Annotated in this window: 20 protein-coding genes and 1 tRNA gene; 5 read left to right on the forward strand and 16 right to left on the reverse strand. The window is 63.6% G+C overall.

Annotated features, from left to right (window positions below; all coding sequences use genetic code 11):
- Positions 1 to 68: 68 nt before the first annotated feature.
- A tRNA-Arg gene (locus tag CLV78_RS03050) sits at positions 69 to 145 on the forward strand.
- Between the two features lie 255 nt (positions 146 to 400).
- Here the strand turns inward: CLV78_RS03050 and CLV78_RS03055 are convergent.
- Positions 401 to 1,102 (reverse strand): GntR family transcriptional regulator, encoded by a 702-nt coding sequence (locus CLV78_RS03055; protein ID WP_106203272.1) that lies wholly within the window; start codon positions 1,100 to 1,102, stop codon positions 401 to 403.
- A 110-nt stretch (positions 1,103 to 1,212) separates the two neighbouring features.
- Between CLV78_RS03055 and CLV78_RS03060 the strand changes: the two genes are divergently transcribed.
- Genes CLV78_RS03060 through kduD form a run of 3 tightly spaced genes read left to right on the forward strand, consistent with a single transcriptional unit; the run spans position 1,213 to position 3,097 of the window.
- The gene (locus tag CLV78_RS03060; protein ID WP_106203273.1) at positions 1,213 to 1,536 is read left to right on the forward strand and encodes a cupin domain-containing protein; all 324 of its coding nucleotides are present in this window, start codon (positions 1,213 to 1,215) and stop codon (positions 1,534 to 1,536) included.
- An 11-nt stretch (positions 1,537 to 1,547) separates the two neighbouring features.
- Positions 1,548 to 2,372 (forward strand): 5-dehydro-4-deoxy-D-glucuronate isomerase, encoded by an 825-nt coding sequence (kduI, locus tag CLV78_RS03065; protein ID WP_106203274.1) that lies wholly within the window; start codon positions 1,548 to 1,550, stop codon positions 2,370 to 2,372.
- A complete protein-coding gene (gene kduD / locus CLV78_RS03070; RefSeq protein WP_106203275.1) occupies positions 2,369 to 3,097 on the forward strand; it encodes a 2-dehydro-3-deoxy-D-gluconate 5-dehydrogenase KduD in 729 nt (242 codons plus the stop codon). Before kduI ends, kduD begins: the two co-directional genes overlap by 4 nt.
- Positions 3,098 to 3,172: 75 nt before the next feature.
- On the opposite strand, the gene CLV78_RS03075 is transcribed toward kduD, so the two are convergent.
- The 10 genes from CLV78_RS03075 to CLV78_RS03120 all read right to left on the reverse strand — a co-directional run bounded on the left by CLV78_RS03075 (position 3,173) and on the right by CLV78_RS03120 (position 13,060).
- Entirely contained in the window at positions 3,173 to 3,691 is a 519-nt protein-coding gene (locus CLV78_RS03075; RefSeq protein WP_106203276.1) for a redoxin domain-containing protein, read from the reverse strand.
- Between the two features lie 49 nt (positions 3,692 to 3,740).
- Complete coding sequence (gene rhaD, locus CLV78_RS03080) at positions 3,741 to 4,604, reverse strand: rhamnulose-1-phosphate aldolase (RefSeq protein ID WP_106203277.1); 864 nt, start codon at positions 4,602 to 4,604, stop codon at positions 3,741 to 3,743.
- A 10-nt stretch (positions 4,605 to 4,614) separates the two neighbouring features.
- Positions 4,615 to 5,862, reverse strand: a complete 1,248-nt coding sequence (locus tag CLV78_RS03085; protein WP_106203278.1) for an L-rhamnose isomerase — start codon at positions 5,860 to 5,862, stop codon at positions 4,615 to 4,617.
- Between the two features lie 16 nt (positions 5,863 to 5,878).
- Entirely contained in the window at positions 5,879 to 7,285 is a 1,407-nt protein-coding gene (locus tag CLV78_RS03090; protein WP_106203279.1) for an FGGY-family carbohydrate kinase, read from the reverse strand.
- Entirely contained in the window at positions 7,282 to 7,596 is a 315-nt protein-coding gene (gene rhaM / locus CLV78_RS03095; RefSeq protein WP_106203280.1) for an L-rhamnose mutarotase, read from the reverse strand. The genes CLV78_RS03090 and rhaM overlap by 4 nt, the downstream gene beginning before the upstream one ends.
- A gap of 1 nt (position 7,597) precedes the next feature.
- A complete protein-coding gene (locus tag CLV78_RS03100; protein WP_106203281.1) occupies positions 7,598 to 8,593 on the reverse strand; it encodes an ABC transporter permease in 996 nt (331 codons plus the stop codon).
- Positions 8,590 to 9,570, reverse strand: a complete 981-nt coding sequence (locus CLV78_RS03105; RefSeq protein WP_106203747.1) for an ABC transporter permease — start codon at positions 9,568 to 9,570, stop codon at positions 8,590 to 8,592. The genes CLV78_RS03100 and CLV78_RS03105 overlap by 4 nt, the downstream gene beginning before the upstream one ends.
- On the reverse strand, positions 9,570 to 11,072 hold the full coding sequence (locus CLV78_RS03110; protein WP_106203748.1) for a sugar ABC transporter ATP-binding protein: 1,503 nt from the start codon (positions 11,070 to 11,072) through the stop codon (positions 9,570 to 9,572). The genes CLV78_RS03105 and CLV78_RS03110 overlap by 1 nt, the downstream gene beginning before the upstream one ends.
- Positions 11,073 to 11,213: 141 nt before the next feature.
- Positions 11,214 to 12,206, reverse strand: a complete 993-nt coding sequence (gene rhaS / locus CLV78_RS03115) for a rhamnose ABC transporter substrate-binding protein (RefSeq protein ID WP_106203282.1) — start codon at positions 12,204 to 12,206, stop codon at positions 11,214 to 11,216.
- Between the two features lie 47 nt (positions 12,207 to 12,253).
- The gene (locus tag CLV78_RS03120) at positions 12,254 to 13,060 is read right to left on the reverse strand and encodes a DeoR/GlpR family DNA-binding transcription regulator (RefSeq protein ID WP_106203283.1); all 807 of its coding nucleotides are present in this window, start codon (positions 13,058 to 13,060) and stop codon (positions 12,254 to 12,256) included.
- 185 nt (positions 13,061 to 13,245) lie between these two features.
- Here CLV78_RS03120 and CLV78_RS03125 point away from each other — a divergent pair, with 185 nt between their 5' ends.
- Entirely contained in the window at positions 13,246 to 15,348 is a 2,103-nt protein-coding gene (locus CLV78_RS03125; protein WP_106203284.1) for a bifunctional rhamnulose-1-phosphate aldolase/short-chain dehydrogenase, read from the forward strand.
- A gap of 413 nt (positions 15,349 to 15,761) precedes the next feature.
- Here the strand turns inward: CLV78_RS03125 and CLV78_RS03130 are convergent, their stop codons facing one another.
- The 5 genes from CLV78_RS03130 to iolC form a co-directional block, all read right to left on the reverse strand.
- A complete protein-coding gene (locus tag CLV78_RS03130) occupies positions 15,762 to 16,181 on the reverse strand; it encodes an RbsD/FucU family protein (RefSeq protein ID WP_106203285.1) in 420 nt (139 codons plus the stop codon).
- A 47-nt stretch (positions 16,182 to 16,228) separates the two neighbouring features.
- Entirely contained in the window at positions 16,229 to 16,993 is a 765-nt protein-coding gene (locus tag CLV78_RS03135; RefSeq protein ID WP_106203286.1) for an SDR family NAD(P)-dependent oxidoreductase, read from the reverse strand.
- A 772-nt stretch (positions 16,994 to 17,765) separates the two neighbouring features.
- On the reverse strand, positions 17,766 to 18,605 hold the full coding sequence (locus CLV78_RS03140) for a class II fructose-bisphosphate aldolase (RefSeq protein WP_106203287.1): 840 nt from the start codon (positions 18,603 to 18,605) through the stop codon (positions 17,766 to 17,768).
- A complete protein-coding gene (locus tag CLV78_RS03145; RefSeq protein ID WP_106203288.1) occupies positions 18,602 to 19,444 on the reverse strand; it encodes a 5-deoxy-glucuronate isomerase in 843 nt (280 codons plus the stop codon). The genes CLV78_RS03140 and CLV78_RS03145 overlap by 4 nt, the downstream gene beginning before the upstream one ends.
- Positions 19,445 to 19,455: 11 nt before the next feature.
- Entirely contained in the window at positions 19,456 to 20,442 is a 987-nt protein-coding gene (gene iolC, locus CLV78_RS03150; RefSeq protein ID WP_106203289.1) for a 5-dehydro-2-deoxygluconokinase, read from the reverse strand.
- Positions 20,443 to 21,211 lie beyond the last annotated feature (769 nt).

Here is a 21,211-nt window from a genome sequence, read left to right on the forward strand (position 1 = left end):
GTTTTTCGGGCGCCGGGCCGACGCTCCGATTGAACCGGATTTCCCGATGCGCTAGGCAGGCGCCGTGCGGTCCCGTAGCTCAGCTGGATAGAGCAACTGACTTCTAATCAGTAGGCCGAGGGTTCGAATCCTTCCGGGATCGCCATTTTTTTCCATCTGGCAGGTGGTGCCGATGTCGCGTTGTGCATCTGCGCTATCCCGTGGCCACTTCCGAAACAGCCAGCCGCCCAGTCAGTATCCCGCGCTGCGCACCAGCAGGCTCGCAGTTGCCCGGTGGCGCGGCATTTGGGGGCTCGATCGTCTGCGTGGCCCGCGAGCGCGAGGACAGCGATCAGCGGGCGGGGGGGGGTCACTTCGGTCGAAGTGCAGACAACCGGCGCGCCGCCCGTGTGGCTCCGTTTCAGGATGCCCGGGGCGTCACGTATTCCCGCACCTCCGGGCTACGGATGATCTGTGCAAAGAGTTCGACGCAGTTCAGGTGGGCATCCATCGCCGCAGAGGCCGCCGCCGCATCGCGAGCCTCGATTGCGTCGACGATGGCGCGGTGCGCTTCGATGACCTGTACGTGGCGGCTTTCGCCACGGGAAATCCTCATCCGTTGAACCCGGTCCACCGCGCCTCGGATCATCCGGATCAACCGAACCGCAGAGGGCATCCGCGCAATCTCCGTGAGTGCGCGGTGGAATTGCTGGTCGAGCTCAAAAAACCGTGCGCGATCGCCCGCTTCCGATGCGGCAACCTGGTCCGCGACAAGGTCATTCAGCCGTACAAGGTCGAATGCCGTGCGTTTTTCGGCCGCTTCCGCCGCAACCGCCATTTCAAGCGCGCGGCGAAGCATCAGGCTCTCGTAGACCTTGTCGAAGCTGATCTCGGAGACGTAGCTGCCGCTTTGCGGCCGGATCTCCATCAGCCCTTCTTCCGACAGCCGGATGAAGGCCTCCCGGACCGGGGATCGCGACACGCCCAGTTGCTCGGCGACGTCTTTTTCGGAAACGCGCAGCCCCGGTTCCCAGTCGAGCGAGATGATGTGATCGCGGATCGTGTCATGGACTCGCTGCCGCATCGGCACGGCGGTCCGCGGATCGGATTCTTTTTGGGTCATCCTGGACTTCCAATTGACACGTCAGTTCCTAAATTAGTATGGCAGTTGCACTGTCCGGGTCAACGCGGAAGTTCCGACCCACCCTTGGTACCTCCCGTGAGGAAGAAAGAATGAACGACGTCAGTTCGAAGGTCGGTGTCTGGATCGACTGCGGCGATGGTGCGGAACGCAGGGTGCGTGCCGAGACCCCGGAGCTGATGGTCGTCGAGTTCCGCTTTGCCGCGGGCGGGGTCGGCGCGTTGCACAGCCATCCACACACCCAGTCGACCTATGTCGCCTCCGGTGTGTTCGACTTCACCATGGACGGAAACACCCGCCGGATTTCGGCCGGCGACTGCTTCGTCATCCCCTCCAACACCGAACATGGCTGCGTCTGTGTCGAAGCCGGCCTGCTGGTCGACTGCTTCACGCCGCGCCGCGACGATTTTCTCTGAAAGGACCCCACATGCTGACCGTCAAATCCATCTATGCCGTTGATCCCACAACCGCAAAGTCGTTCGACACCGCCGCGCTGCGCGAGAACTTCCTTGTCGAAAGCGCCTTTGTCGAAGGCGAGATTCGCCTGACCTATACCCATTACGACCGTCTGATCGTCGGTGGAGCCGTCCCGGCCGGAACGGACCTCGTTCTCGATCACGTGGACGAAACCGGAACCGACGGCTTCCTGGATCGCCGCGAAGTCGGCATCCTGAACATCGGTGGCACCGGCACGGTCTCGGCAGGCGGCGAAAGCTGGTCGCTGAACAAGGGTGACATGCTCTATCTCGGGATGGGAATGGGCCCGATCACCTTTGCAGGTGAGGGCCGCTTCTATATTGCCTCCGCCCCCGCGCACACGACTTACCCGGCGACGCTGATCCGCCCCGAAGACGCAGAGCAGGTGACCCTCGGCGCGCAGGAAACCTCCAACCACCGCTCCATCTGCAAGTCGATCCACCCCGATGGCGTGAAATCCTGCCAGCTGATGATGGGCTATACCCAACTGCACGGCGGGTCGGTCTGGAACACCATGCCTGCGCACCTGCATGACCGCCGCATGGAGGCCTACCTCTATTTCGATGTCGCCGAGGGACAGCGCGTCTTCCACTTCATGGGGAAGCCGGATGAAACCCGTCACCTCGTGGTTGCCAACGAGCAGATCGCCGTCTCGCCGCCGTGGTCGATCCACTCCGGCGCCGGCACCGGGTCCTACACCTTCTGCTGGGTGATGGCCGGCGACAACATGAGCTTTACCGACATGGACATGGTCGCAATCGAGGACCTCAAATGATCTCTTTCTCGCTTGAGGGCAAAACCGCGCTTGTCACGGGGAGCAACACGGGGATCGGCCAGGCCATTGCCGTGGCGATGGGCGGCGCAGGGGCACATGTCATCTGCGCTGGCCGGTCGGATTGCTCGGAGACTGCAGGCATGATCGACAGCGCCGAAACCATGGCGCTGGACTTCTCCGATCCGATGGCCGCCAAAGAGGTTTTCGCGGATCGGCAGATCGACATCCTGATCAACAACGCAGGCATCATCCGCCGGGCCGATTCCGTGGATTTCTCGGAGGAAGACTGGGATGACGTCATGGACGTCAACCTGAAGGCACTGTTCTTCACCAGCCAGGCGTTCGCACGTGCGGCGCTGGCGCGGGAAACTCCGGGCAAGATCGTCAGCATTGCCTCGCTGCTCAGCTTCCAGGGTGGCATTCGCGTGCCCTCCTACACCGCATCCAAGCACGGGGTTGCGGGGCTGACAAAGATCCTTGCCAACGAGTGGGCGGGGAAGGGCATCACGGTGAATGCCATCGCACCGGGCTACATCGCCACCAACAACACCGAGGCCCTGCGCAACGATCCCGAGCGGAACAAGGCGATCCTCGATCGCATTCCCGCAGGCCGCTGGGGCGAGCCCGACGATATCGCCGGCACGGCGGTGTTCCTCGCGTCGCCCGCGGCGGACTACATCACCGGAGCAGTGTTCAACGTGGACGGTGGCTGGCTCGCGCGCTGACCTGTCCCGAATGAAATGGCCCCGTGCAGCACGCTGCACGGGGCCATTCGCTTCAGACTTGCGCGAGCGAGGAGGTCAGGCAGTTCCCCTGACCGGACGGTCCTTCGCGATGTTGAACTTCATCCCGTCCAGCAACTCGTCCAGATCCGGGCGTGCGGCGGGTCCGTTGGAGATATCAACCAGCATTAACTCGCCATTCGGGCGGAAGGCGAACGCGCCGGGTTCGGCGAACAGATCCGTCGTTTCCGCATCATCCAGCGGGGCGGAAACGTAGAGGCCGAGCGCCCGCATCTGGGCTTCGGTCAGCCCGTAGCAGAGGTCGAAATCCCATCCGAATTCCTCCTTGTCCGCGAGTGCCTTCTCCCGACTGTCCGCCGATATGACCACAACGTCCATGGTTTCGGTCCATGCGGGCAGGACCGCGTTTAGCTTGTTGAGGAACTGCTTGCACCGCGGGCAATGCCTGCCGCGATAGACAAACAGCATGGTCCAGCGGTCTTTTGTCTGCCCGATCGTGATGGTGTCCGGCCTGTCGGCGACCTCGAAACTGAAATCGCCGATATGTTCCCCCACGCGGGGTTTGCTGCCTGTCATGTGGTGATCCTGTCTTGCCTCTGGCGCGCATGCGCCTCGTCGTCAGGCGTCAAGGATTGCCCTGTCCGTCGCCCGGGTCAAGGAACGCCGGTTCGCAGACCATGATATGGCCGAACTTGTCGCAGAGCTCCTGAAGGAGGCCCTCTTCGATGCCGCGCTGCGGGCCGCCCGCCGACAGGACGCGGCGCTGAATCGCGCTGGCCTTCTCGACGGTTTCGACAAGCGCGAAGACCTTCTCCGGGCTTTCTTCCGACGCAAAGATCCCGTGATGGCTCCAGGAAATCACGCGGCTGTTCTTCAGCTCGATTGCCGAGGCCTCCGCGATCTTGACCGTGCCGGGCAGCAGCGGCGGCACCACGCGCACCCCGTCGGGGAAGATCACGATGCATTCGGGCATCTTCTGCCAGAGCGCCATCGTCAGCTCTCGCGAGTCGAGCGGCATCAGGAAGCTGAGCGCGATGAACTCGGGCACGTGGCAATGCAGGATGACCCGCTCGCGTCCGCCGGAGATTTCCTTGCGGATGGCATGGCCGACGAGGTGGGTGGCGAACTCCGACGTGGGTTGCCCGCCCATCGCATAGCCCCACACCCGACGATAGGCGGTTCCATTGTCGACGATCTGCACGATCCCGAACACTTCGTCCGGGTGCTCCAGCGCATGGCGGAAGAACTGTCCGGAGCCGGTGACAAGGAAATAGTCGCCGTCCAGCTCCGGCTGGGGCTGCTGCAACCGGACGCTCGGGTGGCGCTTGGCATTCGGGAAACGGCGCCTCAGGATGGCCTCGATTTCCTCGGTCGGCAGGCGCCAGCTGAAATTGCCGCCATTGGCCTCGTTCCAGCCCATGTCCCAGCAAAGCCGGACAAAGGGGGCAGCCTCTTCGACGAAAGAGATGGCGTGGGTGAATGCGGGCATGGTGCCCTCCTTATGAACGGTCGGCCACGGAGGCCTGATAGGTGTTGAGCGTGTTGAGCAGCGTCAGGCCGGTGGGCACCGACTGGCGCTCGCAGAAGGCATCCCAGACCGCGCCATAGGGCAGGTCCTTGAGCTCCTCGGTCAGGATGAACCTGTCGGTGAAGTTCAATTCGGCTTCCCGGGACTGCAGCATCTCCATGGGTTGCAACAGCGCGCGCAGCAGCGCCTTCTGCATGTTGCGCGTGCCGACAACCCAGGCGGCGGTGCGGCTGATCGTGGCGTCGAAGAAGTCGAGCCCGATGTGGGTGCGCCCGAGCAGGTCGGCAAAGACCAGTTCCTGTGCCATTGCGAGGATGTCATCGTTGAGCAGGATCACGTGGTCGCTGTCCCAGCGCATCGGGCGGCTGACATGGAGCAGGATCTCGTCGACGGACAACGCAACGGAGGAGAGCTTGTCGGCGATGTTCTCCGTGGGGTGGAAATGGCCCATGTCGAGGCACAGAAGGGTTCCCTTGCGGATTGCGTAGCCGAGGTAGAACTCGTGGCTGCCGACGGTGCAGGCCTCCACGCCCAGCCCGAAAAGCTTGCTCTCCACCGCGTCGAGAAGCTGCGTCTTGTCGAACCGCTGTGCCAGCATCTCGTCCAGCGACGCCTCCAGCCGCGCCCGTGCCGTCATGCGGTCGACCGGGATATCCTTGAAGCCATCCGGCACCCAGATATTGTTGACGCAGGCTGACCCCTGTTCCTGTCCGATCCGCACGGCAATCTCGCGGCAGATCTGGCCGTGGCGGATCCAGAAGTCGCGAATGCCCTTGTCGGGATGCGCGAGCGTCAGGTTGTCGTCGGCCTTCGGGTGGGCAAAGAAGGTCGGGTTGAAGTCGAGCCCGAGCCCGTTTTCCTTCGCCCAGTCCACCCAGGGTGCGAAATGCTTGTATTCCAGCGCGTCCCGCTCCGGGGTTTCGTCACTGTCGAGGTAGCTCGCATGGAGGTTCAGCCGATGATTGCCGGGGATATTGGCATAGGCAAACTCCAGATCGGCGCGCAGCTCGTCCGGCGTGCGGGCCCGGCCGGGGTGGTTGCCCGTGGCCTGGATGCCGCCGCCGCTGCCCGCGGTCACCCCCTCGAAGCCCACGACGTCGTCGCCCTGCCAGCAATGTACCGAGATCGGAATTGTGGCCAGACGATCAAGCGCGGCCTCGGTATCGACGCCCCACTGCGCGAATGCTTCCTGAGCGGCGGTGTAGTCGGGACGGGTCATGTCAGTATCCTTGTCTTCAGGCAGTTGCCGCGTGCCGTGGCAGGCAGGCGTTGCGCCAGGTGGCAGCATAGGTTCGGAAGGCTTGCGCCAGCTCCGCTTCAAGCGGCGGATGGGGTGTCGGCTTTTCGGAGAGGGTCGCGCCGTCCCCCCGTGTCAGCAGCGCGGCGCCGATGCTTGTTCCGGTGGCCGACCCGCCGGGGAGGAGCACGGGCCGTCCGGTTGCTTCGGCCAGCATGTCGAGGAACAGCCGGTTGCGGGCAAAGGGGCCTTCGGTGAGCGTCGGCCCGCGGGCACTGATCATCGACAGGCAGGTCTCGGCCATCATCGCCAGGTAGAGAGAGACGACGGCGGCCCGTTGGCCGGGTGTCAGATCGGCCTCGTCGATGGTCCATTCCGGCCTGCGCCCCTGAAACGGCCCGGATTCCGGAACCACTGCCGGCAGCAGCATGGCGTTTCGAGCCAGCACGAAAGTGACGTCCTGCGGCGTTGGGTCGATGCGGTCCTCGCCCATCAGCAGCGCGTATTCTCGCCCACCCATGAACCGGGCCGATGGTACCGGGCTGCCGAGGGCATTGACGTTCACCAGCGTGTCCCGTTCGGGATCGAGCGCCTGCCCTTCGGCGCCGAGCGCCATGGCAATGACCCATGTGCCGGTCGACAGGACGGAGAAGGGCGCCGAGAGCGCCAGCAGATGCGGATAGAGCGAGGCGTTTGAATCGTGGATGCCGCAGAAAACGGGTGTCGTGTCAGGCAGGCCGGTCGCTCGCGCCAGCATCGGCAGCAAGGTGCCAACGGTGTCGGTAGCACGTCGGACAGGCGCGATCCTGTCGGCGATCCCGAGCCGGTCGGGCAGCGCGCTGAAGCGCCCGGCCTCTGGCTGCCACAGGTCGGTGTGGCAGCCGAGTGACGTCACCTCGGTGCAGGCGACCCCGGTGAGCCGCGCCACCCAGAACTGCGGGTAGGTGACCACCTTCGCCACCCGCCGGCGCAACCCGGGTTGTGTTTCCAGCAGCCAGTGCAATTGCGCACCGACGTTCAATCCCATCGGCAATCGAGGTGCGCCGGTTTGGGCAAACCCCGGCCGAATGGCATCGTACTCGCCCGCCAGTGCGTCCGGTCCGGGGTGTTCGTAATCCAGTACCGGCGCTGCCAGTCCGCCGTGCCTGTCAAGCAACACGATCGACGCGCCGTGGGTGGTCACGCTGATCGCGTCTATCCCGTGTACCTGCTGAAACACCGCGAGGCCCTCAAGGATGAAGGCCCAGAGGTGATTGGTGTCGAAATGCGGGTAGGGCGCGGCGTCAAGGACCGTGTTGGGCGTGGTCCGGACATCGATCTCCGCGAGCGTGTCCATATCGACCATGGCAAGCTTGGCGTTGGTCTTGCCGATGTCGATGACGGCGACGTGGCGATACGTGCTCATGGCAGGTGAAATACCGTTTCAAGCTCGACCACGACGGGTTTGTTGTCGGCCTGGGTTTCCATGATGTCTGCCATATGCGCCCACCAGCGCTGCATGATCTCCGTTTCTGGCAGGCTGTCCATGCGGTGATCGTCAGCCCGCCAGAGCACGCCGAAGAGCAGGTCGGTTTCAGGGTCGAGATGGATCGAATAATCCGAGATTCCGGCCCCGCGCAGCAGCTCTGCCAGCTCGGGCCAGATTGCATCGTGGCGGCGCTGGTACTCCTCGCGGCAGCCGGGGTTGAGGCGCATTCGGAAGGCATATTTCTCCATGTCAGCGCCTCGCCTGGCGGAACTGGTTCCAGAGACGGGGCAGGGCGATGACCCCGATCAGCAGCAGACCGATGAAGATCGACATCACGATGCCCGGCACGTTCAACAGGCCGAGCCCGAAGGTGACGAGCCCCATCACGAAAGCCGCGATCACCACGCCGGGGATCGAGCCCGAACCGCCGAGGATGTTGACCCCGCCCAGCACGACCATGGTGACCACCTCCAGCTCCATTCCGAAGGCGATGGAGGGGCGGGTGGACCCGAGCCGGGAGGTCAGGCAGACCGAGGCGACGGCGGCCATCAGGCCGGTCAGCAGGAACAGGATGAACTTCACACGCTTGACCCGGATGCCGGAGAACATCGCCCCGACCGGATTGTTGCCGATGGAATAGACCGCCCGGCCGAAGTTGGTCTTGTGCAAGAGCACCCCATAAATCACAGCGAAGGCGAGGAAAAAGACAAGCTCCACCGTGATGACCCAGAACACGTAGCCCTGTCCGAACCAGGCGAAGCTGTCGGGGTAGTTCATGTAGGCCTGATCGCCGAGGACAATATAGGAGATCCCGCGAAAGAGGCTCATGGTGCCGATCGTCACGACGATCGACGGCAGCCCCAGCCCTGTGACCAGCGCGCCATTGAAGGCGCCGCAGGCCAATCCGACGCCAAGGCCGATCAGCACGATGCCGGGCGTACCCACGCCCACCTCGGCTGCAGCGCCCATGGCTGTCGAGACCAGCGCGATGATCGAGGCGACCGAAAGGTCGATCTCACCGGAGATGATGACCAGCGCCATGGCGAAGGCGATCATCGCCTTTTCGGTGAAGTTGAAGGTCGCATCGCTCAGGTTCCAGGCGTTGAGGAAGTAGGGCGAGGCGAAGGTGTTGAGCAGGAAGATCGCGACGGCGACGGCAAGCAGGAGCGATTCCCAGCTTCTGAGCGTGCGCTGCAGCGGCGTCGTCAGGCGATCGGGCACATGGTGGTTGCTGACATCGGTCATGCCGTTTGCTCCGCGGATTTGAGGATGACCCGGCCCTTGGTCCGGCTGGACTGTGCGTTGAAGGCGACGGCGACAATGATCGCGCTGCCCGAGATCGCGAGTTGCCAGAAGGGCGAGATGTTGATGACCGGCAGGGCGTTCTTGATGACGCCGAGGAAGAGAGCACCAAGGAGCGTACCCGCCACCGAGCCGACCCCGCCGGCGATGGAGATGCCGCCGATGACACAGGCCGCGACGACCTCGAGTTCGAAGCCGCCGGCGATGTCCACATAAGCCACGGCGAAGCGCGACACCCAGAGGTAGCCTGTCAGCCCGGCCATCATGCCGGAGATGGTGAAGGCGAGAAACTGCGTCCGGCCGACATCGATCCCGGTATAGACCGCCGCGTTCGGGTTGCCGCCAACGGCAAAGAAGGAGCGGCCGAGCGGGGTGCGGTTGATCACCACCACGAAGCAGACGACCACGAGGATGGCGATCCAGGAGAGCATCGGCAGGCCGGCGATCTCCATGCGCGGGAAGTCCTTGAAGCCAGCGCTCATCTCGTGAGCGTTGATCCACTTGCCGTCGGAGATCAGGAAGACGATGCCGCGGAAGATGGTCATCGTCCCAAGCGTGACGACGATTGCCGGGATCTGCAGCTTCCAGACCAGCAATCCGTTCACGGCCCCCAGGCAGGCACCGAGCACCAGCGCGATGACAAGGATGGCGACGACGGGCAGCCCCGGCATCAGCGTGTTGAGCGTGGCCACGACCATGCCGGTGAGCGCCACGTTGGCCGCCACCGAGAGGTCGATGCAGCGGGTGAGGATCACGCACATCTGCCCCATGGCGAGGATGATCAGTGTCGAGGTGTCGTTGAACACGTTGACGAGGTTGCCCGGCTCCACATAGGCCGGAAACCGCGAGGCGATGAGCGCCAGCAATCCGAGGATCGCCGCCAGCAGGATGGCTTCGCGCGACTTGATCAATTGGGACATCATGCCGAGCCCTCCGAGATGCCGGCTGCGTGCCGGACGAGCGTTTCCGGGGTCACCTCGTCGCCTTCCAGTTCGGCAACCATGCGCCCTTCGCGCATGACGATCACCCGGTCGGACATGCCGACGATTTCGGGGATCTCGGAGGAAACCATGATGACAGCCAGACCCTGTGCCGCCAGTTCGGCGGTGAAGGCGTGGACGGCGGCCTTGGAGCCGATGTCGATTCCCTTGGTCGGCTCGTCGAGGATGATGATCTTGGGTTCGGTGGCGAGCCATTTGGCGATCACCACCTTCTGCTGGTTGCCGCCGGAGAGGTTGCCGACATCCTGGTCGAGGGATGCTGCCCGCAGGTCGAGCCGCTCGGTGTATTTCCGTGCCAGTGCGAACTCTTCGGCCAGCCTGGTGAACCCGTTCTTCGACGTGCGGTCGAGAGAGGGCAGGGTGACGTTCTGGAAGATCGGGAGGCCGATGATTGCGCCCTGTTTGCCGCGATCTTCCGGCACATAGACGATACCTGCCTCGACGGCTTCGGCGGCAGAGCGGATCTGGCGCGGTTGCCCGTCGACTACGAGCGACCCGGCCGAGGGTTTCGTGATCCCGAACAGCGCCTGCATGACCTCGGAGCGACCGGCCCCGACGAGGCCGTAGAACCCCAGGATTTCGCCCTTGCGGAGGGTGAAGGAGATGTCTTCGAACTCGGTCGGGTGGCTGTATCCGGAGACCTGAAGCAGTTCCTCGCCGGGCGAGGCCTCCCGCTCAGGGAAGATATTGTCGACCGAGCGGCCGACCATCAGCCGGACGAGGTCATCTTCGGTGATATCGGCCATGGCGCCCGCGCCGACATACTGGCCGTCGCGGAACACGGTATAGCGGTCCGCGATGCGGAAGATCTCGTCGAACTTGTGGCTGATGAAAAGGATCGCCTTGCCCTCGGCCTTCAGGCGATCGACCAACTCGTAAAGCTCCTCGATCTCCTTCTGGCTGAGCGCGGCGGTCGGTTCGTCCATGATCACGACGCGGGCATCGATGGACAGCGCGCGGGAGATCGCCACGAGGTGCTTGTTGGCAATGCCGAGGTCCTTGAGCGGTACGGCGGGGTCGATCTCGGCACCCACGCGGTCCAGAAGTTCCTTGGCGTCCCGGCGCATTCTGGCGGTGTCGATCAGCCCGTATTTCCCGCGCGGGGCGTGGCCGATGTAGATGTTCTCCGCCACGGACAGCTCGTCGAAGAGCACGGTTTCCTGATGGATGGCGGTAATGCCGGCATCGGCGGCGTGCTGGGCGGTGGGGAAATGGGTCTCCTGACCGTCGACGCGTATCGTGCCCTCTTCGGGCTGGTAGATGCCGGTGAGCACCTTGACGATGGTCGACTTGCCGGCACCGTTCTCCCCCACGAGCGCAGTGACCTGGCCGGGATAGAGATCGAGCCTGACATCGGAGAGCGCACGCACGCCCGGGAAGATCTTGGTAATGCCGTCGAGGGAAAGGATCGGGTCTGTCATGAGGGCGTCTGCTGCCTTGCGGACGTCCGGGGTGACGTCGGGGCTGACATCGGGGCTGACGTACATTTCATATCCCAGCCTGAGTGTGTCCTGATGGTGCACCGGCGCGGAATACGCCGGTGCCGTTCGCTTGGAGCGGGATCAGAAGATGCTCTTGAACTCGTCGATGTTGGAGCTGTCGTAGACGAACGGGTCAGCCATGGCGCCGTTGGTGTTCTCGTCCAACGTCAGCGTGCCCATGCGCCCCATCGGGATCTCGGCACCCGGCGCGGCTTCGGCGGCCCCGGAGGCAAGGCTGTGGGCCAGCATCGTGGCGGAATAGCCAAGGTCGATCGGGTTCCAGATCGCGAAGGACTTGGAGGCCCCGGATTCGATGGCACCGGCCATCTCGGAGGGCAGGCCGAGGCCGGTCACGTTCACCTGGCCAACCTTGTCGGCATCGACCACGGCCTGGGCGGCGGCCACGATGCCCACGGAGGTCGGCGCGATGATCGCCTTCAGGTCCGGGTGCGTCTGCATCAGGCCGGTGGCCTCGCGGTAGGATTTGTCGGCGAGGTCATCGCCATAGACTGTCGCGACGACGTTGATGCCGGGGTAGTTCGGCAGGACCTTCGTCATTTCCTCGATCCAGATGTTCTGGTTGGTCGAGGTCGTGGTGGCCGACAATACGGCAACGTCGCCGCCATCGGGCAGGTGATCGGCGGCGAGCTTGATGATCATGTTGCCGATCAGCGGGTTGGACGACGGGTTGAGGTGCAGCTGGCGGCCCTCCTCGGCAACGCCGGAATCCCAGGATATCACGGTAATCCCGCGCTTCATCGCTTTCTGGAGGGTCGGCACCAGCGCGTCGGTGTCATTGGCAGAAACCGCGATCGCGTCGACCTGCTGCGCGATCAGCGAGTTGATCACTTCGATCTGGCCCTCGGCGGTGGTGTCGGTCGGACCGGTATAGATGATCTCGACGCCACCAAGTTCCTCGGCGGCCTCCTCGGCGCCCTTCGCGGCGGCCTCGAAGAAGCCGATCCCGAGTGCCTTGACGACAAGCGCGATACGCATGTCGTCGGCCTGTGCGGTACCCGCGACCATGGTCGCGGCAATCGTGGCCGTGGTCAGGGCCTTCCTGAAAATGCTCATTGTGGTTTCCTCCCTTGAGCGTTGATGTCCTGCCCGCAGCCCGGCCTCTATCCGGCCTGCGAGGTTGTCTTGCGTTTCGCATCGACGGACGCGACGATCAGCCGAACGCCAGAGGCCTCCAGCATCGCGGCGCTGTCGTCGTCGATTCCGTCATCCGTGATCACCATGTCGATCCGGTCCAGCGCGCAGAGCACGAGGCTGGAGCGGTTCTGGAACTTCGTCGAATCCGCCAGGACGACCAGTTCATCAGCCTGGCCGATCAGTTTCTGTTCGGCCTGGATCAGCAGCGGGTCATTTTCCATCAGGCCGAGCCGGCCGATCCCGTGAATGCCCATGAACATGCGCCGGGCGTAGAAATTGGCGGAGACGTCATTGTCGAATGGCGACAGGATGATGTTCTGTTCGCGATAGATGACACCGCCCGGCACCATCACCGTGTTCTTTGAATTCTTGAGCAGGTGCTCGGCGATCGGAAAACTGTTGGTGAAGACCTGAAGGCGTTGATTGGCCAGCGGGTGCACCATCTGGAAGGTCGTTGTTCCGCCGTTGATGATGATCGAATCGCCATCCTGGCAGAGTTCCGCAGCGGCGAGCGCGATCGCTTGTTTCTCGGCCATCTTGCGGGTCTGGTTGATGGTGAAGGGGTGCCCGGCCAGCCCGACGAATTTCGGCGGGGCAATGGCTTCGGCGCCACCGCGCACCCGGCGCAGCTTCTTTTGCATGTGCAATGCTGCGATGTCGCGCCGGACGGTTGCCTCGGAGGCTCCGGTCAGCGCGCACAGATCTGCCACAGTGACCACCGGCCTGTCTTCGACGGCGGATAGGATAACCCTGTGGCGTTCCGACTCGTGCATTTCGTTCTCCCTGGTGTCGACGTTGGTCTGGTTTCTGCTCAGTGTCAATCATTTTCGATCATCAAGCGGCCACTGATGCTCAATTCGAGCGGATAATGATCATTTGTGATTGACTTTGAGTGGATAGATTATCAGCCTGTGCACAGATTTGACAGATTACGTGCGCTCTGGGGAGGAGCAAAACCATGACGAAAGATATGGAAAACGGCCGTCTGGACAGCCGCTGGGATGCCAGCCGTGCCGCCTCGATGAGCGAGTCGGACCTGCTCATCTACCGATCAAACCTGCTCGGTTCCGACAAGCGTGTGACCAACTATGGCGGCGGCAACACCTCCGCCAAGATTGCCGAGACCGATCCGCTGACGGGCAGGGAGACGCAGGTCCTTTGGGTCAAGGGGTCCGGTGGTGATCTTGGCTCCATTGATCGGGCCGGGTTCTCGACGCTCTACATGGACAAGCTGGAGGCGTTGAAAGGACTCTACCGCGGGCCTGAGCACGAGGACGAGATGGTGGGCTATCTGCCCCATTGCACGTTCAACCTGAACCCGCGCGCCGCCTCCATCGACACGCCGCTGCATGCCTATGTTCCGCGCCCGCATGTCGATCATGTCCACCCCGACGCGATCATCGCCATCGCCGCCTCCGCCGAATCGAAAGCGCTCACGCAGGAGATCTTCGGCGACGATATCGGCTGGTTGCCGTGGAAGCGGCCGGGCTACGAACTGGGCCTCTGGCTGGAGGATTTCTGCCTGAAGAATCCGGACGCGAAGGGCGTCATTCTCGAATCACACGGGCTTTTCACCTGGGCCGACACGGCACTGGATTGCTACGAGCTGACCATCGAAACGATCAATCGCGCCATCGCCTGGTTCGACGAGCGGACGGCTGGGAAGCCGGCGTTCGGCGGTGCGGTCCACGCGTCCCTCGATGCACAGGCGCGCGCTGCCGTCGCCTCGGAACTGATGCCAGCCATTCGCGGCATGGTCTCCGGCGCCCAGCACATGGTGGGGCATTTCGACGATCAGCCCGCGGTGCTGGACTTCGTGAACGCCAGGGAGATGCCGGCGCTCGCCGCGCTCGGGACAAGCTGCCCGGACCACTTCCTGCGCACGAAGATTTGTCCGCTGGTGGTGGATTTCGATCCCGCGAAACCGGATGTGGCCGCGCTGCTGGACGGTCTGGCGGCATCCGTTGCCGCCTATCGCGACAACTACGCCGCCTACTACGACCGATGCAAACGCGACGACAGTCCGGCCATGCGCGATCCCAATGCGGTGGTCTACCTTGTGCCGGGCGTGGGCATGATCACCTTCGCGAAGGACAAGGCGACGGCGCGGATCTCCGGCGAGTTCTATGTCAATGCGATCAACGTGATGCGTGGTGCCTCGGCGGTGTCGGAGTATCGCGGCCTGCCAGAGCAGGAGGCCTTCGACATCGAGTATTGGCTGCTTGAAGAAGCCAAGTTGCAGCGCATGCCGAAGCCCAAGCCGCTTGCCGGGCGGGTGGCGCTCGTGACCGGGGCCGCCGGGGGCATTGGATCGGCCACCGCTGAACGGTTTTTGCGGGAAGGCGCCTGTGTCGTGCTGACCGATATTGCCGAGGATGCGTTGGAGGAGACCCGCGCAGCACTGGCGGCGCGGCACTCTGCCGACGTGGTTCGGGCCGTTGCCCTCGACGTGACCGACGAGAGCGCGGTGGACGCGGCCTTCGCCGCTGCCGCGCGGGACTTCGGCGGGGTGGACTTGCTGGTGTCGAACGCCGGCATTGCCTCCTCCGCACCGATCGAGGACACCAGCCTGGATCTCTGGAACCACAACATGTCGATCCTGTCGACAGGGTATTTCCTCGTGTCTCGCGCGGGGTTCCGGCTGATGAAAGCGCAGGGGATCGGCGGCGCGGTGGTCTTCGTGGCCTCCAAGAACGGGCTCGCGGCCTCGCCCAATGCCTCGGCCTATTGCACGGCCAAGGCCAGCGAGATCCATCTGGCCCGATGCCTTGCGCTCGAAGGCGCGCCGGAGGGTATTCGCGTCAATGTCGTCAACCCTGATGCGGTGTTGCGCGGCTCGCGGATCTGGTCCGGTGACTGGCTGGAACAGCGTGCCGACACCTACAGCACCGACAAGGAGGGTTTGGAGGAGATGTACCGTCAACGGTCGCTTCTCAAGCGCTCCGTCCTGCCGGAAGACATCGCCGAGGCGGCGTATTTCCTGGTCTCGGAGGCATCCGCCAAGTCGACCGGCAACATCCTGAACGTTGATGCCGGCAACGTGCAGTCGTTCACACGCTAGTTTATTGGTGGCCGGGGCAGGGGCGCCGTTGATTGCGCGCCCCGTCACGTCCGCCTGTCCCAGCCATTCGCAATCGGCCGGATGCGTGAGAAACCGGGGCGCCGCCGAGTCGCGCCGCCGGCGGCATGTTGGGGGAAAGCCAACGGCACAGTCGGTCGTGTCGGCTGGTGAATCTTTGCGACTGATCGCTCCAAACCCGTCCTCAAAACGGTAGCAGATCAGCGGGATGTTCATTGAGCGAAAGGAAGCAACTCCCGGGACGCCCGGCGATTGCGGCGCATCCTCGCAACGCCAAACACGGTTCACCGGCGCAGACCGGGTATTTGCCAAAATTTGTCGTTTTTAACACGCCCACGCCATGGGCACCCCTGTCCGAGCCTGTTGACGATCTGCAAGTGCGCCTGCCTGCAACTTCAGGAGATAACCGGGCCGACGGTCAGAAGGATATTCGCAAACCTCCGGGTCTCGCCGCTCGCGACAACCAATAGCGTATCGGGCGCTTTGACGGCTGCGTAGAACGCCTCCCTGTCGACCAGTTCGAGTGGTGTGCGGGGAGGAAGGATCCCGGTGTATTCCGCATGAGCGGAGTTCTCGAAATCGGCGGGCCACGCCATCATTGTCGCCTGTTCGACATTGATAAGCTTGCACAGCCCATCAAGAATCGCCGCGCTGGAAATCATCCCCGGCGCGAAGTTCAGATACACGATCTCGGCCTGCGGCGATGCGTTGGTCACGAACGCATAATTGGCATCGGCAACAAGGATGCGCGACTTGTGACCGGCCCTTGCCAGCGCGGCAAGAAGCTGTGGGTGGATGATCGGAGATTTGATCATGTTTCCTCCTGTGGGATGGTGCCGCGCTGGCGGCACAATCTGTCGGGTTACATACGGTAGATGCCACCATTCACGTCGATCGTGGCCCCGCTGATGAAGCCATCATATTCCGAGGCAAGGAACGTGATGGTTCTGGCGACGTCCTCCGGCGTTCCCGCGCGTCCCAGCGGGATACCCTTGACCGTCTCTTCGGCGGATTCCCGAGTGGTGTGCTGGTTGTGAAACCGTGTCCCCAGGATCAGACCCGGAGCGACGGCATTGACACGAATGCCGAATTCACCCAGTTCGGCGGACAATGACCGTGTCCATGTCAACACCGCGCCCTTGGTCATGGAGTAGCTCAGCGACCCGGAATGGCCGCCGGAACGACCGGCCAGGGAGGCGAGGTTGACGACGCTTGCGCCGTCCTCTGCGGCCTTCAGGTGCGGCAGGGCGGCCTGGGTCACGTTGAGCATCGTCGTCATGTTGACGTCGATCACGGTCTGCCAGTAGTCGGGATCGATCTCACCCAGCCACTTCCGCGCGATGATCCCGCCAACGTTGTTGATCAAAACATCCATTCCCCCGAGAAACGCGACGGCGTCGGCCACGATCTTTTCTGCTTCCTCTCCCTTGGTGAGGTCCGCCGGCCCGAATGCTGCGCGTTGCCCCAGAGAGGTCGCCAGCTCGACGAGTTTCTCCGGCCCCTCAACGCCGTTAAAGTAGTGAATGTAGATATCGCACCCGGCGTCGATCAGGCACTTGGCGGTGTGATACCCGATGCCCTGTTCGGCTCCGGTGATGAAGACTTTCTTGCCGGTCAACGTTCCCAATTTGCTTCTCCTTGGTGGTTCGCGCCGCTTCCCTGCGGAGCTGCCGAATTGCGTTTCTGGTTGTGCGGACTTGCTCCGCAGGTTTCCCGGGACTTGCCGGGGTGGCGTTCCCACTGGCGTCAGATGTCAGCACGGACCTCTGGCAGCACCTGTTGCGCCAAGGCGTTGTTCATTCGCTTTGCCGGAGGGCGGGGCATTTCGGTCCCGCTGTGGGTCGTGGCCTACAGGTACACGTGGCATTTGTCTATATTTGTAAAACTCAGGCCGTCTATATGCCGAAAGGCCCAGTATTGCCCATCCCTCCGACACCGGGTGCGACATCCGGTTGCAACTGGCCCCGGACATCGCTCGGGCAACGGGCGGCGGGTATCTCTGCCGGGGCGGTTCGGTTGGTGCAGAATGTCGTGTCGCTAGCGCTGATGACGCGTTGATCCTTAAGGCTGCGGGAGCGGACGATTGAGCGCAAAGGCGCCTTCGGCCACCGGGAGTGGTCGCAGAGCCGCGGGGCTGGGGGGGCGATCACCGTCGTGGCCGGACGGGTCGCGGGGCGCCGCCCGTGCCGGGAACCGCTTGGGATCAGCGTCAGGGGACGCCATCGCTGGGGCGGAGATTGCTGCGGCGTCAACGGTCTGCCGGGTCGCGCGGTACGGCATCGAACGTCCCGGCGCAAGCTCCGGCGGCTCCTCACGCGGCGCTTCCGGGAGCAACGGGCCGGTGCTGACGCAGACACGGTCCATCCTGCCCCGGCCACCCCTTCAGGCGGGAAAAGCCGCTAACTCTCCTGTGGCTTGCTCAGGGTGCGCAGCACCGCTCGTGTTGCCGCGACGAGCGGGTCATGCGTTTCCTTCAGGATCTCCAGGCGATCGAAGCGGGCGCGGTCACGGTCCACCGCTGCCCGCAGGGCCTTGCCGAAGGCCATGCGCAACTCGGTGCCGATATTGACCTTGCAGATGGCCGAACGGGCGGCGAGTGTCCGGCGCTGTGCCGCCGGCACGCCGGATCCACCGTGGATCACCAGTGGCAGGTTTGTGACCGCCTCGATCTGCCGGATCCGTTGCTCGTCCAGCCCTGCGCCGCACTGCGTCTGAAGGTGAACATTGCCGACGGAGATTGCCATTGCATCGACACTGGTGCTCTGCGCGAAAAGCGCAGCTTCCGCAGGATCAGTTCCGGCAGAGGAAGCGCCGTCGAAATAGCCGACGAACCCGACCTCGCCCTCGCAGGAAATCCCCGCGCCATGGGCCAGTTCGACGACGGCGGCGGTTTCGTCGATGTTGCGGGCAAGCGGCTTCCGGGAGCCGTCATACATCAACGAGGTGAACCCGCAGTCGAGCGCCATCCGGCATTCCTCGAACGTGTACCCGTGATCGAGATGCGCCACGACCGGAACCGAAGCGGCCTCCGCCAGATGCCGGAACATGCGCCCAAGGATGGGCAGCGGCGTGTGTTCGCGACAGGACGGGCCGGCTTGCAGGATGACCGGCACCTGTTCGGCCTCGGCGGCGGCCACGTAGGCGCGCATGTCCTCCCAGCCCTGCGTGACGAGCCCACCGACCGCATGGCCGTGCTTCAGGGCCGGTTGCAGAACTTCTGCAAGCGTTGCCAGAGTCATTTGAACTTCGCCACCATGTCCTTGATCCCGGGGATCGTCTCCAACTGATCGGCATGTGTCGGCTGAAAGAACTGCACCAGCGAACGTTGGCTCAGCCCGCCCAGAATGGTGAAGTAGTACATCTCGTATCCCGGAAGCGCGGCGCAGGGATGGTAGCCCCGGTCGAGCAGGATCGTGGAACCATCGACGATATGGTAGGCGTCGCCGGGCTCGTTATCCACCCGCTGGAGCATCTGCACACCGGAGCCATGGCGCGGGCGGAAACGGAAGTTGTAGGTCTCGTCATGGCGGGTTTCATCAGGCAGGCGGTCGGTATCGTGCTTGTGCGAGGGAAACCCCGACCACCCGCCCTGGCCGACCGTGAACAGTTCGGAGACCAGCAGGCGTCCGACCTTGCCGTGCTGCTTCTGCCCGAGAATGTGCTTGATCTTGCGGTGGGTCTTGGTGTCGTCCGAGCCGTACTGGACAGGGTCGATGCCGTCCCCGCGCACATCGAAGGGCTCCAGCACCGTGTCATATCGTGCCCCGGCGACGAAAACCTCGGCCGTCGCGGACACGCAGACCATCTGCGCCTTCGCGCCGACCGGGACATAGACGCCTTCCGGCTCGCCATCCCAGACATCGACGCCTCGGTTGCCGAGACGCGGGAAGGCGACCCCTTCGACCTCGACATCCACCGTGCCGGTGGCGGGCACGATGCAGGTTTCATAGCCTGGAACCCGGTATTCAAAGGCCTCGCCGGCCTTCAGTTTGACGATATTGAAATAGTTCAGCGGAACCGTCGGGTTGTCGGCGTCGACGATGGGCGCGTTCCGGTTGTCGAACGGGGGGATGTGCATGGTTGGGCCTTTCAGTCCGCCCGGGTCGGGCCGGGGTGATTGCGGAGAAACTCTTCGAGTTCGGCGGTGGTCGGCATGGCCGGAGCGCAGCCGGGGTTTGACACAACGATGGCGGCACAGGCCGAGCCGCGCTGGACCGCCGCGCGTAGGCCCCGTCCTTCGGCGAGCCCCGCGAGCAGGCCCGCCATGAAGCTGTCGCCCGCCCCATTGGGTTTCACGGCGGTGACGGGATAGATTCCGGTCCGGATTTCCCGTCCTTCGGTGAACGTGATGGCGCCGTCTTGGCCCATCTTGTAGATCACGATGCGGCCAGGGCGTTCAGCGAGTTCGCGCGCCTTGTCGAGTCCTTTCCCGATGTCACCGGCCATGAACCCGAATTCTTCGTCATTGCCGACGATCAGGTCGCTTTCCGCCCCCGCCCGCGACAGGACCTCTGCGGCGATCTCGGGGGATGGCCAGGAATAGGGGCGGTAGTCGATGTCGAAGATCACCGGAATGCCCGCCTTCCGGGCATTTTCGAACGCCCGGAATGTGGAACTGCGGGAGGGTTCGGCCGCGAAGACGGTTCCGGCGGTGATCAGGGCGCCAAAGGCCGCGTAGTCGACCCGGTCGACGTCTTCCGTCGTGACCTGAAAGTCGACGGCGTTGTTGCGGTAGATGCAGAGCTGGAAATCCTCCATCGTGCTCTCGTAGACCGCCAGAGAGATGCGGTGCTCGCCGTCCAGAACGCGCAGGTATCGTGTTTCGACCCCGTAGCCGCGAAGCTGGTTGATACAGAACCGGCCGACACAATCGTTGGACACCGAGGTCACCAACGCGGAGGCTCCGCCCAGCTTGCACAGCCCCGCGCAGATATTGGCAGAGGATCCGCCAAGACCGGAGCGGAAGGTTTCAGCGACCTCGGCTTTGGTGCCCGGTGGATCGGCGAACATGTCCATGCCCGCGCGTCCGAAGACCACGAACCTGTTCTTGCGAATGCCGTCGAGAAGCTGGGTCATGACTCACCTGTCCGTTTGCAGGGGGAGGGCGGTTTTGCAGTCCGTGTGGGCATGACCCATCCCCGGGGGGGATGGCGGGCCAAGTCGCAACCCGGCATGGCGCAGGCCGGTCGCCATGGGCGCGACTATGAGGTGCCTTGGAGTCTGGCATCGTCGGTGGGCTCGACGATCGCCCCGGAACCTATGCGCCGCCCGTTCTGCCCATGGCCGCGCGGCACGCTCTTTGCAGCCGATCTCGATTTGAATTGGTTTTGGCCCGGTAGGGGCATACTGCTCCAAGGGAGAACGGTTCGACGTGTCAGTCATTCGCCACACTCCTCTCCGCAGGCCGTCGAGCAAATCCCGCCGGGGTGCAGTTCGTGTTGTCGGACGATAACATTTTTGCAACCGGTTGCAATGCCGATTCGGTCGTAGATCGGACTGGACGACTGCGCGATCCGTGTGGGCGCAATTCGGTGTCGACACGGAACAGGACGATCCCGAGGCTGCCTCTGTCTCCCGGCAGGGAAAGACGCCGCTCTCATGTCTCCACGAACGCGATCTACTACTCTTCGAAGTGATAAAGCCTCGCACGGATCGCCGAGACTGCGCATGGGGGATCAGGGTGGCACGGGGTGGCGGTTAAAATCTGGTGGCGCTGCAGGGGGAATGGATATCGGTCCCGGTCGAAAATCACGCGCCGCCGGATCAGATTGGGTGCGTCGTCAATTCGCCCCCGTGTTGGCCAGTAATCCCATATCGAGTCGGGCGACGGCGACCCGTGGAGCCA

It is taken from the genome of Aliiruegeria haliotis, assembly GCF_003003255.1.
Lineage (GTDB): Bacteria > Pseudomonadota > Alphaproteobacteria > Rhodobacterales > Rhodobacteraceae > Tropicimonas > Tropicimonas haliotis.

Bases quoted from the DNA above. Each gene is read 5' to 3' on its own strand.
- CLV78_RS03055 (WP_106203272.1), bottom strand. From the start codon at position 1,102: ATGACCCAAAAAGAATCCGATCCGCGGACCGCCGTGCCGATGCGGCAG.
- CLV78_RS03060 (WP_106203273.1), top strand. From the start codon at position 1,213: ATGAACGACGTCAGTTCGAAGGTCGGTGTCTGGATCGACTGCGGCGAT.
- kduI (WP_106203274.1), top strand. From the start codon at position 1,548: ATGCTGACCGTCAAATCCATCTATGCCGTTGATCCCACAACCGCAAAG.
- kduD (WP_106203275.1), top strand. From the start codon at position 2,369: ATGATCTCTTTCTCGCTTGAGGGCAAAACCGCGCTTGTCACGGGGAGC.
- CLV78_RS03075 (WP_106203276.1), bottom strand. From the start codon at position 3,691: ATGACAGGCAGCAAACCCCGCGTGGGGGAACATATCGGCGATTTCAGT.
- rhaD (WP_106203277.1), bottom strand. From the start codon at position 4,604: ATGCCCGCATTCACCCACGCCATCTCTTTCGTCGAAGAGGCTGCCCCC.
- CLV78_RS03085 (WP_106203278.1), bottom strand. From the start codon at position 5,862: ATGACCCGTCCCGACTACACCGCCGCTCAGGAAGCATTCGCGCAGTGG.
- CLV78_RS03090 (WP_106203279.1), bottom strand. From the start codon at position 7,285: ATGAGCACGTATCGCCACGTCGCCGTCATCGACATCGGCAAGACCAAC.
- rhaM (WP_106203280.1), bottom strand. From the start codon at position 7,596: ATGGAGAAATATGCCTTCCGAATGCGCCTCAACCCCGGCTGCCGCGAG.
- CLV78_RS03100 (WP_106203281.1), bottom strand. From the start codon at position 8,593: ATGACCGATGTCAGCAACCACCATGTGCCCGATCGCCTGACGACGCCG.
- CLV78_RS03105 (WP_106203747.1), bottom strand. From the start codon at position 9,570: ATGTCCCAATTGATCAAGTCGCGCGAAGCCATCCTGCTGGCGGCGATC.
- CLV78_RS03110 (WP_106203748.1), bottom strand. From the start codon at position 11,072: ATGACAGACCCGATCCTTTCCCTCGACGGCATTACCAAGATCTTCCCG.
- rhaS (WP_106203282.1), bottom strand. From the start codon at position 12,206: ATGAGCATTTTCAGGAAGGCCCTGACCACGGCCACGATTGCCGCGACC.
- CLV78_RS03120 (WP_106203283.1), bottom strand. From the start codon at position 13,060: ATGCACGAGTCGGAACGCCACAGGGTTATCCTATCCGCCGTCGAAGAC.
- CLV78_RS03125 (WP_106203284.1), top strand. From the start codon at position 13,246: ATGACGAAAGATATGGAAAACGGCCGTCTGGACAGCCGCTGGGATGCC.
- CLV78_RS03130 (WP_106203285.1), bottom strand. From the start codon at position 16,181: ATGATCAAATCTCCGATCATCCACCCACAGCTTCTTGCCGCGCTGGCA.
- CLV78_RS03140 (WP_106203287.1), bottom strand. From the start codon at position 18,605: ATGACTCTGGCAACGCTTGCAGAAGTTCTGCAACCGGCCCTGAAGCAC.
- CLV78_RS03145 (WP_106203288.1), bottom strand. From the start codon at position 19,444: ATGCACATCCCCCCGTTCGACAACCGGAACGCGCCCATCGTCGACGCC.
- iolC (WP_106203289.1), bottom strand. From the start codon at position 20,442: ATGACCCAGCTTCTCGACGGCATTCGCAAGAACAGGTTCGTGGTCTTC.